Raw genomic sequence first — 14,221 nt, 5'->3', positions numbered from 1 at the left:
CTCAGCGCCCCCGCGGTTCGCGCTCGACCAGCGCATCCATGTCCGTGAACGTGTTGGGCACGAGCGGTGCGGCACCCGTCTGGGGCACGTGGCAGGACAGGCAGGAGTAGCGGCGCGGCGAGACGCCGCCGAGCGTGTTGCCGTCGCGGTCCTGGTAGTGGGTCACGCTGATCATCGGCGCCTGTGACTGCTCGGTGAACTTGCGGGCATGGCAGCTCAGGCACTTGTTGGCGTTGAGGTCGAGCGCATAGCCCTCGATCGCATGCGGGATCAGCGGCGGCTGGTCGGGGTAGTTGCGCTTGCGGCGCACGTCGTCGGTGAGTTGGCGCTGCATGGGCGGCGCCGGCGTCTCCCGCGTGAAGGGCGTCGGCCCGGTAAGGCGCGGCGCTTCCTGCGCGGCGAGCGCGCCGGCCAGGAGCGTCGCGACGGTGGCGAGCGACAAGCAGCGCGCGAGGGCCGTCATGGCTCGTTCCCCGCGGGACCACCCTGGGCCGTGGCGACGCCGATCACCTTGACCGCGCACTTCTTGAAATCGGTCTGCTTGGAGATCGGATCGGTCGCGTCGAGCGTCACCTTGTTGATCAACTGACTCGCGTCGAAGAACGGCACGAAGACGAGTCCCGGCGGCATCTTGTTGCGGCCGCGGGTCTCGAGCCGCGACCGGATCTCGCCGCGCCGCGACACGATGCGCACCTCCTGCCCGCGCCTGAGACCCCGCTTCTGCGCGTCGTCGGGGTGCATGAACATGACCGCGCCGGTGAAGGCCCGGTAGAGCTCGGGCACGCGCATGGTCATGGAGCCGGAATGCCAGTGCTCGAGCACGCGCCCCGTCACGAGCCAGAGGTCGAAGTCCTGGTCCGGAGGCTCGGCGGGCGGCTCGTAGGGCGCGGCCATGACGATCGCCCGCTTGTCGCCGTTGCCGTAGAACTGCCAGCCGCTGCCCTTCTCCACATAGGGGTCGTGGCCCTCGCGGTAGCGCCAGCGCGTCTCCTTGCCGTCGACGACGGGCCAGCGCAGTCCACGGACCTCGTGGTAGCGGTCGAAGGGCGCGAGGTCGTGGCCGTGGCCGCGCCCGAAGCTCGCATACTCCTCGAACAGCCCCTTCTGGACGTAGAAGCCGAAGGCCTTCGACTCGGCGTTGTCGTAGTCGGCCGCGGTCTGCGAGACCGGGAACGCATCGACGCTCCCATTGCGCCACAGCACGTCGAACAGGGTCTTGCCTTTGTAGGCCGGGTTGGCCGCCAGAACGTCTTCGGGCCAGACCTCCTCCGTCGTGAAGCGCTTGGAGAATTCCATCAGCTGCCAGAGATCGGAGCGCGCCTGGCCGGGCGCCGACACGAGCTGGCGCCACATGTGCGTGCGCCGTTCGGCATTGCCGTAGGCGCCCTCCTTCTCGACCCACATCGCGGTCGGCAGCACCACGTCGGCGGCGAGCGCGGTGACCGTCGGATAGGGGTCGGAGCAGACCACGAAATTCGCCGGGTTGCGGTAGCCGGGATAGGTCTCCTGCGTTGTGTTCGGCGCCGTCTGGAGGTTGTTGTTGCATAGGATCCAGTAGGCGTTGAGCTTGCCGTCCTTCAGCATGCGGTCCTGCTGCACGGCGTGGTAGCCGATCTCGCCGTTGAGCAGCCCGGCCGGCAGTTTCCAGATCTCCTCGGCATGGTGCCGGTGCTCGGGATTGTTGACCTGCATGTCGGCCGGCAGCCGATGAGCGAAGGTGCCGACCTCGCGGGCCGTGCCGCAGGCGGAGGGCTGGCCGGTGAGCGAGAACGGCCCGTTGCCCGGCTCCGAGATCTTGCCCGTGAGAAGATGCAGGTTGTAGACGAGGTGGTTGGCCCAGACGCCGCGGACGTGCTGGTTGAACCCCATGGTCCACAGCGACATCACCCGCGTGCCCGGATCGGCATACATGCGGGCCAGCGCCATGAGCCGCTCCTGCGGCACGCCGCTCAGGGCCGCGGCCTTCTCCACCGTGTAGTCGGCGACCATGCGCGCATAAGCGTCGAAGTTCGACGGCTGCGAGGCCGCCGCTTCCGCCGCGTGCGAGGCGCGTTGCTCCAGCACGTGCTCGGGCCTGAGCCCGTAGCCGATGTCGGTGTTGGCCATCCTGAAGTTCACGTGGGCGTCGACGAAGGCGCGGTTCACCGCCCCGGTGCGGATGATGTGGTTGGCGATGAAGTTGAGGATCGCGAGATCGGTCCCCGGCTTGAAGATCAGGGCGTCGTCGGAGAGGTCCGTGGTGCGGTGCTCGTAGGTGGAGAGCGTCGCGATGCGCGCCTTCGCGTGGCTGAGCCTGCGGTCGATGATCCGGGTCCAAAGGATCGGGTGCATCTCCGCCATGTTCGAGCCCCAGAGCACGAAGGCGTCGGCGTTGTCGAAGTCGTCGTAGCAGCCCATCGGCTCGTCCATGCCGAAGGTGCGGATGAAGGCGACGGCCGCCGAGGCCATGCAGTGGCGGGCGTTCGGATCGAGGTTGTTGGAGCGGAAGCCCGCCCGCATCAGCTTGGTCGCGGCGTAGCCCTCGAAGATCGTCCACTGACCCGAGCCGAACATGCCGACGGCCTTCGGACCCTTGTCCTTCAGCACGCGCTTCCACTGCCGCGCCATCTCGTCGAAGGCCGCGTCCCATGTCACGGGCTGCAGGTCCGCGGACTTGTCGAAGCGCCCGTCGCGCACCCGCATCAGCGGCGTGGTGAGCCGGTCGGCCCCGTACATGATCTTGGAGAGGAAATAGCCCTTCACGCAGTTGAGGCCGCGATTGACCTCCGCCTGCATGTCGCCATGGGTCGCGACCACACGACCGTCCTTCACGCCCACCATCACGCCGCAGCCGGTGCCGCAGAAGCGACACGGCGCCTTCGACCACTTGAGCTGGATGGCGTCGCCCGCCGAGAGATTCTGGGCCTGCGCCGGCAGGTCGACACCGGCGACCGAGGCGGCCGCGGCAGCCGCCTGGGCCTTGAGGAACGAACGGCGGGACAGGTCCATGGCGGCCTCCTAGCCAGCGTCGCGGTCGGGCTCGAAATGGTGGTAGACGAGGGTGGCCGAGAGCACGCCCGGAAGCTCGGAGATCGCTCCCAGGCGCTGCACGACCTCGTGCTCGGACGCCGTCTCCAGCGTCACGACGATCTTGCCTGCGGAGGACCCGTGGATCTCGACGCCCGCCATGGCCTGCAGCGCGGCGGAGATCGCATCCACGTCCGCCGGACGGGCGTGGACGAGCAGGCTCGACACGTGAAGTTCGGGAGTGTCGGACGGCGCCTGGGCAAGGCGGCCGGTGATCAGGTCGCGGCGGGTCGGAACGTCGCCTGGCATGCCGGCCTCACACCGGTCCCGGCGGGCCGCTGAGGGAATAGTACATCCAGACCAGGAAGCCCCAGCCGGCAACCACGCCGATGGCGATGAAGGGCCAGATGACGACGGCGAGCACGACGAACATCAGGCGTTCGCGTGTCGCCGCAGACCGTGGCTCTGCGTTCATGACCTGCGCCTCCCCTTCGCCGGCAACGCGGGCCCGGCGCGGGGGTTCCATCACATTTGAGCAGCGACGACGGATGCGTGGAACTGCATCCAGCGGCGATCCTGCGGGCTAGGGAGCCAGCACCACCTCTCGGCACAGTTTGGACGACTCCAGCGCGGCCAGGATGCAGGCGATGGTCGCGCGCGCGGACGCCGCGTCCACCGGGTTGGGACCGCCCTCGCGGATCAGCCGGCCGAAGGCCCGCCACTCCGACACCAGCGCGTCGAACATGGTGTTGGACGATTCCGGCACGTCCAGCGCGGTCCAGGCCGCGCCTTTGCCGATCCTCACCGCACCACCCGGATCGATGAGCATCACGCCGTTCTCGCAGACGAGCTCGGTGCCGCCGAAGGGTGCTCCGTCCCGGTAGGCGATGCTCGCCACGGTCGCCGCCGCGCCGCTGGCGAAGCGCAGCAGGAGCAGGGCGGAATCGTCCGATTCCTGGTCGTGGAAGGCGGCCTGCGCCACCGCAGTGACGCTGTGCACCGGCGAGCCCACCAGCCACAGGAGCCGGTCCAGCGCGTGGATGCCCGCCGTCATGAGCATGCCGCCGCCGCTCGCGTTGCGCATGTGCCAGGGCTGGCGGTTGGCCTCCATCCAGAGCTTGACCATCGCCGACATGCCGAAGCGCACCGCGCCCAGGCGACCGGCGTCGAGTGCGGCCTTGGCCGCAACCAGGGGCGCCGCGAAGCGCTGCACGTGTCCGATCATCAGCGGCACGGAGGCGGCCTTCGCCGCCGCGGCAATGCGGTCGCAGGCCTCCAGCGTCGGGGCCAGCGGCTTCTCCAGGAGGATCGCCTTGCCGGCCCGCGCCGCGGCGACCGCCGCCTCCTCGTGCCGGTCGTGCGGCGTGGCGATGACGACCGCATCGACCGCCGGATCGGCGAGGAGGTCCGCCGTGCCGCTGTAGGCGCGCCCTCCATGGCGGGCGATGAAGTCCTCCAGGCCCTGCGGGCTCTCGCGACAGGCCCCCACCAGATGGAAGCCGCCGGCCAGGGCCAGCGCCATCGCGTGCTGGGCGCCGAAGGATCCCGCGCCGATCAGTCCGACCCCGATGCTGCTCATGCCGTGTCCGCCTTCCGGTACGCGTCGTCGATCAGGTCCATGGCGCCGGCGAGGTCGAGGAGCGAGGCCGCCGGCGGATGCCCTCCCGCGGCCCGCCGCGCGACGTCGGCCATCAGGTCGTCGTAGCGCGAGGGCTGCGGCGTCACCGGTCGATGCTCGATCGCTCCGGACGAGGCGTGCACGACGAGGGCATGGCCGGTGTCGACGGCCACCGCGCCCGTGCCCATGAGGCGTGCCTCGAAGTCACTGCCTCCGTCGTCGGGATGCAGGTAGCCCGCTTCCACCGTCGCCGTGGCTCCGCCCGGCGCGGCGAGGTGAACGACGGCGTGGTCCTCCACCGCCTCGCCGTGCCAGCGCCGCAGGCTGGCCCCGGTCACGCGGACCTGCGGACCCAGCAGCAGCCGGGCGAGATCCAGGCCGTGCACACCCAGATTGCGCAGGGCGCCGCCTCCGCCCACGGCCGGATCGAGCACCCAGGGCACGCCCCAGTCCCGATACCGGGCGGGGCGGCCGTTCACCAGGCGCACGGAGAGATGGCGCACGTCGCCGCAATCGACGGTCGAGAGAGGGCCGGCATGGTGGGGGAGCGCCACGGCGACCCAGGCGCCCGTGGCCGCCAGCTCTTCGGCGAGCTGCCGCAGCGCCGCCCCGGTCGGAGCGATGGGTTTCTCGACGAGGGCGGGAACGCCGGCCTGGGCGGTCCGGGTCAGGCGCTCTGGCATTTCGAGAGGCGTCCCGGTGACACAGGCGAGCGTCGCCCCGGCCTGCAGGGCAGCCTCGAGGCTGGGGAAGCCCGGCACGCCGTGCGAGGCGGCCCTGGCCGGATCGGGATCCCATCCCCCGAGCACGTCGAGGCCTGCCCGCCGCGCGCCGGCGAGATGCATCCCGACGTGCCAGTGGGCGAGGCCGATGAAGACGATCGAAGGCATCGTGTCCTCCCGCCGGGGTCAGCGGCCCCGTTGACGGATATCCTACAAGTCGATACCGTCGTCTGACAAGCTGCCGATACGCGCAGCGAGGGCCCGGGACACGCCTCGGGCCGCGAGGAGGACGCCAAGGCCGTGACACCGTCCCGTGCCCTCAAGCCGCTGCCCCGCCCGCCCCTGCTGCACGTCAGCGTGCAGGAGAGCCTGAAGCAGTTCATCGCCGACAACACGCTCAAGGCCGGCGATCCGCTCCCGGCCGAATCCGACCTCGCCCGCAGCCTCGGCGTCGGCCGCAACTCCGTGCGCGAGGCGATCAAGGCGCTGGAGTCGCTCGGCATGCTTGAGACGCGCCGCGGCATTGGCGTCTTCGTCCGCGCCTTCTCCCTCGATGCGCTGATCGACAACCTGCCCTATGGGCTCGGGCGGTCGCTGCGCGACATCGAGGAGATCATCGAGATCCGGCGCACGCTGGAGACGGCGATGATCGGCCAGGCCATCGAGCGCATGCCCGCGCAGGATCTCATGGAACTGCGCGGCATCACGCTGGCCATGCGCCGGCGCGCCGAGCAGGGCGAAAGCTTCGCCGACGAGGACCGCGCCTTCCACGCGGTGCTGTTCCGCGGCCTCGACAACCGGATGCTGATCCGGCTGATCGACGTCTTCTGGCGCGCCTTCGACCGCGCCGCGGACTTCTTCAACACCGACAACCCAGACCCCATGCAGACCTGGCGCGACCACGACGCGATCGTGGAGGCCGTGGCCCGCAAGGATGTGGACGAGGCGCGCCTGCGCCTCGCCCGGCACTACCACGGCATATCCGCCGTCATCGCCAACGCAAGGGCCGCTGAGGCCGACAGAACGTGACACAGGGGGAAGCACTCATGGCTGGACTGCATCGCACTCGTCTCCTCGCCCTCGCGCTCGGCACGGCGCTGGCGAGCCTCGCCGCCGCACCGACCTTCGCTCAGACCAAGACCGTCATCTCCGGCGGCTTCGACGTCGGCCCGGGCGGCTTCCAGGGCAACTTCAACCCGATGTCGGCGAGCGCCGGCTTCACCTGGCTGTCGACCTACTACGAGCCGCTGATCGTCTACGACGCGAAGCTCGAGAAGATCGCGCCGGCACTCGCCACCTCCTGGCAGGTGAGCCCGGACAAGCTGACCTACACCTTCAAGCTGGCCGCCGACGCCAAGTGGCATGACGGCAAGCCCTTCACCTCCGCCGACGTGAAGTTCACCCTCGGCCTCGCCAAGGACGCGAAGTCCGGCTCGGTGTTCGGCGCCCGCCTGAACGCCGTGAAAGACGTCGAGACGCCCGACGCGCAGACCGCCGTCATCAAGCTCTCGGCGCCCAACGCCGGCCTGATGGACACGCTCACCAAGCTGATGATGCTGCCCGCCCACCAGCTCTCGGCCATCCCGGTCGACGCGCTCGCCAAGCACGAGTGGTGGTCGAAGACCCCGGTCGGCACCGGCCCGTTCAAGTGGGTGAAGTACGAGACCGACCAGTATGTCGAGCTCGCCGCCAACGCCGACTACCGCGGCGGCAAGCCGAAGGTGGACGGACTGGTGAACCGCTACTTCAAGACCACCGCCACCGCGGCGGCCGCCCTGAAGTCCGGCGAGATCCAGGTGAGCTACGTCGAGGCGGACGACGCCAAGACCTTCGCCGGCAACAATGCCTTCCGCGTCGTCGAGGGCGACAGCTACGTCGTGAACTATCTCGGCTTCAACGGCGACGCCCCGCTGTGGAAGGACGAGCGCGTGCGCAAGGCGGTGCTGTACGCCATCGACCGCAACGCGATCATCGCCAGCCTCTTCGGCGGCGCCGCCAAGCCCGCCAACTGCGGCTACGTGGCCGACCATCTGGTGCCCTCGGGCATCGAGCCCTACGCCTACAGCCCCGACAAGGCCAAGGCGCTCCTGAAGGAAGCCGGCTGGGACCAGATCAACGGCGCCAAGCCGATCACGCTGCTCAGCTACTACACGGCGCCTCAGCAGGTGAACATCATGGCCGCCATGCAGGCCATGCTCGCCCAGGTCGGCATCAACATCGTGCCGAAGGCCGTCGACGTCGCCACCTACAACGGCACCGTCTACGCGGCGACGCCGGACTGGACGCAGTACCCGGTCGTCTATGCCGGCATCCAGATCGGCCCCGACCCGTCGGGCATCAACGTCGCCATCAACGAGAAGCAGATCCCGCCGGCCGGCGGCAACGTCGCCCGCGTGCGCGATGCCGGCGTGACGTCGGCCCTCGACGCGGCGCTCGCCGAGACCGACGACAACAAGCTCGCGTCCCGCTACCAGGACGTCTGCAAGGCGATGAACAAGTCGGTCCCGTGGGGCACGATGTGGGTGGCCAAGCGCTACGGCGTCGTCTCGACCAAGGCCAAGGACCTCGTCTGGCTCCCGGCCCCCGCCGGCGGCCCCTACGACCAGAAGGCCCAGAACTGGTCGGTGACGCCCTGATCTGAGTTCCGCTCCCCCCTTTTCACCGTCATGGCCGGGCTTGGCCCGGCCACCCACGACTTCGGCGGGGACACGCCACCCTGCCCCGGCCAAGTCGTGGATGCCCGGGCCAAGCCCGGGCAGGACGGGTGGAGAGATGGCCACCTGATCCCAACGGGCTCCCGAACACACCCATGGGCCTCTACATCCTCCGCCGCATCGGCATGGGCTGCGTGATGCTCGTCGCGCTGAGCATGCTCGTGTTCGCACTGCTGCGGCTCGCCCCCGGCGATCCGGTGGATGCCTATATCGACCCGTCGGCGCCGATGTCGCCGGCCGAACTCGCCGCCACGCGCGCGCGCCTCGGCCTCGACCAGCCGATCCCGGTCCAGTACCTCGCCTGGATGAAGCAGGTGCTGGCCGGCGACCTCGGCTACTCCCTGCAGCGCAACCACGAGCCCGTGGCGCGCCTGATCGCGGAGCGCGTCGGACCGACACTGCTGCTGATGGGCTCGGGCCTGCTGGTGGCCATCGTCATCGGTGTATCCGCGGGAATTCTCGCGGGTGTGAACCGCGGCCGCGTGATCGATGTCGGCCTGTCGCTGCCGGCCTTCGTCGGCATCTCCAGTCCGGCCTTCCTGACCGCGCTCGTCGGGCTCTTCGTGTTCTCGGTCAACCTCGGCTGGGCGCCCTCCGGCGGCATGCGCACGCCCGGGCTCGCGCCGACCACGGGCGACCTCTTGCGCCACCTCGCGCTGCCCGCGCTTCTCCTGTCCATCGGCCACGCGGCGCTGATCATGCGCTACATGCGCGCCTCGCTGATCGAGGTGCTGAACCAGGATTACGTCCGCACCGCCCGCTCCAAGGGCGTGCGCGAGCGCTGGGTGATCGTGAAGCACGCCGTGCGCAACGCGCTGCTGCCCGTCGTGACCCTCATCGGCTCGACGCTCGGCGCGGCCGTCGGCGGCGCGATCTTCATCGAGAGCGTGTTCAACTGGCCGGGCATGGGCCTCATGCTCATCAACGCCGTCGAGAACCGCGACTATCCGGTGATCATGGCCTCGACGCTCGTCGTCGGCGCCTGCGTGCTGGCGGCCAACATCCTCACCGACCTCGCCTACGCGGTCGTCGATCCCAGGATCAAGATCGCATGAGCGTGGCGCTGCACAGCCGGGCCCCGGCCTTCCGCGAAACGCCCACCGGGCGCGCGCTCGGTCGCTTCCTGGGCAACAGGCCGGCCGTGGCCGGATTCGTCGTGCTGGCGGTCCTCGTCGGCACCATCCTGCTGGGGCCAACCCTGCTGGGGCTCTCGCCCAACGCCATCGATCTCCTCGCCCTCAACAAGCCGCCCAGCGCCAAGCACTGGCTCGGCACCGACGGCGTCGGCCGCGACGTTTTCGCGCGGCTTCTCGAAGGCGGGCGAATCTCGCTCTCCGTGGCGATCGGCGCGGTGTCGATTTCCCTCGTCATCGGCTTCCTGATGGGCGCGCTCGCCGCCTTCGGCGGCAAGCTCGTCGACGCCGTGATCATGCGCATCGTCGACCTCGCCATGACGCTGCCGCCGATCGTGCTGCTGCTGGTGCTGGCTTCGATCACGGGCCCCGGCATCGGCCCGACGATCCTCGTCATCGCGCTCCTCTCCTGGCCGATCCTCGCCCGCCTCGCCCGGGCCCGCCTGCTGGAGTTGCGCGAGCGCGACTTCGTGCTCGCGGCCCGCAACATGGGTGCCGGCACCTGGCACCTCGTGCTGCGCCACGGCCTTCCCAACACGCTCGACGTGCTCGTCGTCTACGCCACGCTCCAGATCGCCAACGCCGTGCTCCTGGAAGCCGGCCTCTCCTTCCTCGGCCTCGGCGTGCCACCGCCGGACGCGAGCTGGGGCAACATGCTCAACGGCGCCCGCAGCGTGCTCGTGCTCGAGCAGTTCCCCTGGCAATGGCTGACGCCGGGCGCCGCGCTCGTCGTCACCGTCATGGCCACCAATTTCGTCGGCGACGGCCTGCGCGACGCCTTCGATCCCCGTTCAGACATCGGCTGACAAAGACAGGACCCTGCCCATGCCGCTCCCCAAGAACTTCCATGGTGTCGTACCGCCGGTCGTCACGCCGCTGACGTCCGACCACAAGGTCGACTATCCGTCCTTCACCCGCGTGCTCGAGCACCTCATCGCCGGCGGCGTGCACGGCCTCTTCGTGCTGGGCTCGACCAGCGAGGTGATCTTCCACGACGAGGCGACCCGCCGGGCGATCCTCGACCATGCCGCCAAGGTCAACAACGGCCGCGTGCCGCTGCTCGCCGGCGTCATCGACCCGACCACCGACCGCGTGATCGGCCACTGCAAGGCGGCCAAGGCGGCCGGCGCCGACGCCGTCGTCGTGACCGCGCCCTTCTACACCCGCACCAACCAGGCCGAGACGGTCGACCACTTCCGCTACGTCAAGGACGGCTCGGAGCTGCCGGTCGTCGCCTACGACATCCCCGTCTGCGTGCACATCAAGCTCGACCGCTCCAGCATCAACACGCTGGCGCGCGAGGGCGCCATCGTCGGCGTGAAGGATTCGAGCGGCGACGAGGGCAACTTCCGCTACCTCGTCTCCGATCTCGCCGACCGCCCGGAGATCTTCCTGATGACCGGCGCCGAGCTCACCGTGGATGGCGTCCTGCTCGGCGGCGCGCACGGCGTCGTGCCGGGCCTCGGCAACGTCGACCCGCACGGCTATGTCCGCCTCTACGACGCCGCCCGCAAGGGCGACTGGGCCACGGCGGCCAAGGAGCAGAAGCGCCTCTGCGACCTCTTCGAGATCATCCGCTGCGGCGCCGCGCGCACCAGCGCCGGCTCCACCGGCGTCGGCGGCTTCAAGACCGCGATGAAGCGGCTCGGCATCATCGAGACGAACGTCATGGCCCGCCCGCAGCGCACGCTCAACGACGAGGAAGCGCGTGGCGTCGAGGCCGTTCTGAAGCGCGTCGGACTGGTCTGACGCGCCCATGAGCGGCCGCCCGCCCCTGCTCGAGATCGAGGGCCTGCGCACCGTCTTCACGGTGCGCGGGACCGAGATCGCGCCGGTCAACGGCATCGACCTCGCCATCGGCGCGGGCGAGACGGTGGCGCTCGTGGGCGAGTCCGGCTCGGGCAAGTCGGTCACGGCGCTGTCCGTGCTGGGCCTCCTGCCGCGCGTCGCCCGCATCGCCGCGGGCAGCGTGCGGCTGCATGGCGAGGGCGGCGCGATCGACCTGGCGCGGCTCGACCCCGAGGCGCTGCGCACCATCCGGGGCTCGCGCATCGGCATGGTGTTCCAGGAGCCCATGACGAGCCTCAACCCCGTGCTCACCATCGGCGACCAGATCACCGAGCCCTTGCTGGTGCACGGCCTCGCCACCCGCGCCGAGGCGCGCGAGCGCGCCATCGCCATGCTCGACTCGGTCGGCATTCCCGATCCCGCCCGGCGGCTCGCCTCCTACCCGCACGAACTCTCCGGCGGCATGCGCCAGCGCGCCATGATCGCGATGGCGCTCGTCTGCCGGCCCGGCCTGCTCATCGCCGACGAGCCGACGACCGCGCTCGACGTCACCGTCCAGGCGCAGATCGTCGAGCTGATGACGGGCCTGCAGGAGAGCCTTCGCATGGGCATCCTGTTCGTCACCCACAATCTGGGCGTCGTCGCCGACATGGCCCACCGCGTGGCCATCATGTATGCGGGCCGCATCGTCGAGGAAGGCCCGGTGGCGGAGGTGTTCACCGCGCCGCGCCATCCCTACACGCGCGGCCTCCTCGCCTCCGTGCCGCGCCCCGGCGAGGCGCTTCGGCTGCGCCGCGCCGGCCAGAAGCTCGCGGCCATCCCCGGCCAGGTTCCGAGCCTCATGGCGTTGCCCACCGGCTGCGCCTTCGCCGGCCGCTGCCCGCTCGCCGTGGACCGGTGCCGCACCGAGGCGCCGGGCCCGACTGTCCCCTCGCCGGCGCGTTCGGTGCGCTGCCACCGCTGGGACGCCGCAGCATGAGCGCCCCCTCGCCCCTCGTCGAGGTCCGCGGCCTCACCAAGCATTTCGGCGGTGGCGGCCTGTTCGGCGGCAGCAAGGTGGTGCGCGCGGTCGACGATGTGACGTTCACCATCCGGCGCGGCCAGGTGGTCGGCCTCGTCGGCGAGTCCGGGTCCGGCAAGACCACGGTCGGCCGCACGATCCTGCGGCTCATCGACCCCACCGGCGGCAAGGTCGTCTACGACGGCACCGACATCGCCGGCCTGTCGGCCTCCGCGTTGCGTCCCTGGCGCAAGCGCATGCAGTACATTTTCCAGGACCCCTATGCGAGCCTGTCGCAGCGCATGACGGTGGGCGACATCCTCTCCGAGGGCCTCGACATCCAGGGCGTCGGCACCCGCGCCGAGCGGCTGGACCGCGCCGCAATGGCGCTCGACGCGGTCGAGCTGCCGCGCGAGGCGCTGGCCCGCTATCCGCACGAGTTCTCCGGCGGCCAGCGCCAGCGCATCGGCATCGCCCGCGCCCTGACGCTGGAGCCCGAGTTCATCGTCGCCGACGAGCCCGTGTCGGCGCTCGACGTCTCCATCCAGGCCCAGATCGTCAACCTGCTGCGCGACCTGCAGGCGCGGACCGGCCAGACGATGCTGCTCATCTCGCACGACCTCTCGGTCATCGAGTTCCTCGCCGACACGGTGGTCGTGCTCTATCTCGGCCGCGTCATGGAGGCAGGCCCGAGCGAAGCGGTCTACACCGCCCCCCGCCACCCCTACACCCAGGCCCTGCTCTCCGCCGTGCCCTCCACGGTGCCCGGCGAGAAGCGCCAGCGCACCGTGCTCAAGGGCGACATCCCGAGCCCGCTCTCACCGCCGTCGGGATGCGTGTTCCGGACGCGGTGTCCGATTGCGACGGCGGAGTGCGCCGGGACGGTGCCGGCGCTACAGGGCGTGGGGACGGACCACCAGGCGGCGTGCCTGAAGCTTTGAGCAACAATCTGTAAGCAGTGGCAATCGGTCTTGCCGCTCCCTCTCAGCCGTCCTGGCCGGGCCTGGCCCGGCCATCCACGACTTTGCAGGGGCCATCCCGAAGTCGTGGGTGCCCGGGCCAAGCCCGGGCATGACGAGGCTGGAAGATCGCGGCTAACGCCAACCAAGTCCCAGGGCGATGTCCGAGCTAGACGAACAGCTCCGGCAGCATGGCCCGGGCCACCGGCCGGAGCCTCTCCGCCTCGGCCATCGCGATCCACCGGTAAGGCCGCCGCAACCGCGTCCCCACCGGCCCCCAGCCACCGATCGCCGCCAGCAGCTTGTCGAGTGCCGCGTTGGCGTGGCCGTGGTCCCGCCGGAACGGCACGATGTGCTCGTCCATGAAGGCGCAGAGCCGGCGTTCCAGATCCATGCCGGCGTCGGGATCGCGCCGCAGGAGGTCGGTCCAGCGCTGGGCGCCCGAGGGGCTGAGGCAGGCGACGTTGGAGAATGCTCCCGAGGCGACGCCCTCCTTCATGCCGGTAGCGAGGTGGTGCCCCGGCACGAACAGGCTGAGGTGGGAGAGATGCTGGCGTGCCTGCGCGTACCACGCGGCATCGCCGTCCCCGAGCTTCACGCCGGTGACCGTCGGCACGCCCGCGGTGACCGCGGCGATGTCGGCGGGGGCCAACACGCGCTTCGCATGAGGCGGGTTGTACAGGATCAGCGGCACGCCGCCGGCGGCTTCCGCCATCATGGCGAGGAAGTCGGCTGCCTCGGCATTGGTGAGCGGCCACCAGTCCGGCAGGATCACCTGGATGCCGGCGGGCTTCAGCGCCGTCGCGTCGCGGACGCGCTGGCGCGACACCTGCGGATCGGAGTGGCAGGCGCCGATGACGAAGGGGGTCCCCGCCTGGGCGCAGCGCGAGGCCAGGAGGTCCTGGATGCGGCGATACTCGTCCTCGGTCTGGTTGTGGAACTCGCCGGCCGTACCGTTGGAATAGATGCCGTCGACCCGGGCCGAAGCCAGGATGTCGATCTCCTCGGCGAGCGCGGCGAAGTCGATGGCTTCGTCGGCCTGGATGGGGAGCAGCAGCGTCGCCCAGTTGCCCTTCAATCGCATGGATCGTCCGTCCCGATGCCGTCTCGTCGCGGCTGCGCCCTTTGTCCGACAGGCGCCGCCGCTTGGCAAACGAAAGGGGTCGCGCCGTCGCTCGCCTGAATCCTGTTCATCAATTCGGAAAAACAAACCATTTGCTTCACGAGTGAGCCGCCCCACATAGAGCAGGCTTCGGTGGCGAAACGCGCCGCCCGAGGCCC

At 70.1% G+C, this 14,221-nt stretch carries 14 protein-coding genes; 7 read left to right on the top strand and 7 right to left on the bottom strand.

What is annotated here, in order from left to right:
- Position 1: 1 nt before the first annotated feature.
- The 6 genes from Q0Q47_RS06330 to Q0Q47_RS06305 form a co-directional block, all read right to left on the bottom strand.
- The gene (locus tag Q0Q47_RS06330) at positions 2–463 is read right to left on the bottom strand and encodes a nitrate reductase cytochrome c-type subunit (protein ID WP_293856092.1); all 462 of its coding nucleotides are present in this window, start codon (positions 461–463) and stop codon (positions 2–4) included.
- Positions 460–2,988 (bottom strand): periplasmic nitrate reductase subunit alpha, encoded by a 2,529-nt coding sequence (gene napA / locus Q0Q47_RS06325; RefSeq protein ID WP_293856089.1) that lies wholly within the window; start codon positions 2,986–2,988, stop codon positions 460–462. The genes Q0Q47_RS06330 and napA overlap by 4 nt, the downstream gene beginning before the upstream one ends.
- Positions 2,989–2,997: 9 nt before the next feature.
- Entirely contained in the window at positions 2,998–3,315 is a 318-nt protein-coding gene (locus Q0Q47_RS06320) for a chaperone NapD (RefSeq protein WP_293856086.1), read from the bottom strand.
- A 7-nt stretch (positions 3,316–3,322) separates the two neighbouring features.
- The gene (locus Q0Q47_RS06315; protein WP_293856083.1) at positions 3,323–3,481 is read right to left on the bottom strand and encodes a periplasmic nitrate reductase, NapE protein; all 159 of its coding nucleotides are present in this window, start codon (positions 3,479–3,481) and stop codon (positions 3,323–3,325) included.
- Between the two features lie 108 nt (positions 3,482–3,589).
- Positions 3,590–4,585, bottom strand: a complete 996-nt coding sequence (locus Q0Q47_RS06310; protein ID WP_293856080.1) for a Gfo/Idh/MocA family oxidoreductase — start codon at positions 4,583–4,585, stop codon at positions 3,590–3,592.
- Positions 4,582–5,514, bottom strand: coding sequence for a Gfo/Idh/MocA family oxidoreductase (locus Q0Q47_RS06305; RefSeq protein ID WP_293856077.1), 933 nt, complete (start codon positions 5,512–5,514; stop codon positions 4,582–4,584). Before Q0Q47_RS06305 ends, Q0Q47_RS06310 begins: the two co-directional genes overlap by 4 nt.
- A gap of 132 nt (positions 5,515–5,646) precedes the next feature.
- Between Q0Q47_RS06305 and Q0Q47_RS06300 the strand changes: the two genes are divergently transcribed.
- From Q0Q47_RS06300 to Q0Q47_RS06270, 7 genes are all read left to right on the top strand, one after another.
- A complete protein-coding gene (locus Q0Q47_RS06300; RefSeq protein WP_293856074.1) occupies positions 5,647–6,375 on the top strand; it encodes a FadR/GntR family transcriptional regulator in 729 nt (242 codons plus the stop codon).
- A 26-nt stretch (positions 6,376–6,401) separates the two neighbouring features.
- The gene (locus Q0Q47_RS06295) at positions 6,402–7,982 is read left to right on the top strand and encodes an ABC transporter substrate-binding protein (protein ID WP_293856552.1); all 1,581 of its coding nucleotides are present in this window, start codon (positions 6,402–6,404) and stop codon (positions 7,980–7,982) included.
- A 173-nt stretch (positions 7,983–8,155) separates the two neighbouring features.
- Positions 8,156–9,115: an ABC transporter permease gene (locus tag Q0Q47_RS06290; protein ID WP_293856071.1), complete on the top strand. Its 960-nt coding sequence runs from the start codon at positions 8,156–8,158 to the stop codon at positions 9,113–9,115.
- Positions 9,112–9,999, top strand: coding sequence for an ABC transporter permease (locus Q0Q47_RS06285; RefSeq protein ID WP_293856068.1), 888 nt, complete (start codon positions 9,112–9,114; stop codon positions 9,997–9,999). Before Q0Q47_RS06290 ends, Q0Q47_RS06285 begins: the two co-directional genes overlap by 4 nt.
- Before the next feature lie 19 nt (positions 10,000–10,018).
- Positions 10,019–10,942, top strand: a complete 924-nt coding sequence (locus Q0Q47_RS06280; protein WP_293856065.1) for a dihydrodipicolinate synthase family protein — start codon at positions 10,019–10,021, stop codon at positions 10,940–10,942.
- Between the two features lie 7 nt (positions 10,943–10,949).
- Entirely contained in the window at positions 10,950–11,960 is a 1,011-nt protein-coding gene (locus tag Q0Q47_RS06275) for an ABC transporter ATP-binding protein (RefSeq protein ID WP_293856062.1), read from the top strand.
- The gene (locus tag Q0Q47_RS06270) at positions 11,957–12,922 is read left to right on the top strand and encodes an ABC transporter ATP-binding protein (protein ID WP_293856059.1); all 966 of its coding nucleotides are present in this window, start codon (positions 11,957–11,959) and stop codon (positions 12,920–12,922) included. The genes Q0Q47_RS06275 and Q0Q47_RS06270 overlap by 4 nt, the downstream gene beginning before the upstream one ends.
- Positions 12,923–13,109: 187 nt before the next feature.
- On the opposite strand, the gene Q0Q47_RS06265 is transcribed toward Q0Q47_RS06270, so the two are convergent.
- Positions 13,110–14,024: a dihydrodipicolinate synthase family protein gene (locus Q0Q47_RS06265; protein WP_293856056.1), complete on the bottom strand. Its 915-nt coding sequence runs from the start codon at positions 14,022–14,024 to the stop codon at positions 13,110–13,112.
- Between the last annotated feature and the right edge of the window lie 197 nt (positions 14,025–14,221).

The sequence above is a fragment of the uncultured Alsobacter sp. genome (assembly GCF_945952055.1).
Classification (GTDB): Bacteria; Pseudomonadota; Alphaproteobacteria; order Rhizobiales; family Beijerinckiaceae; genus Alsobacter.
The sequence above is the reverse complement of the archived record's forward strand: the minus strand, read 5'-3'. Positions and strand labels throughout refer to the sequence as shown.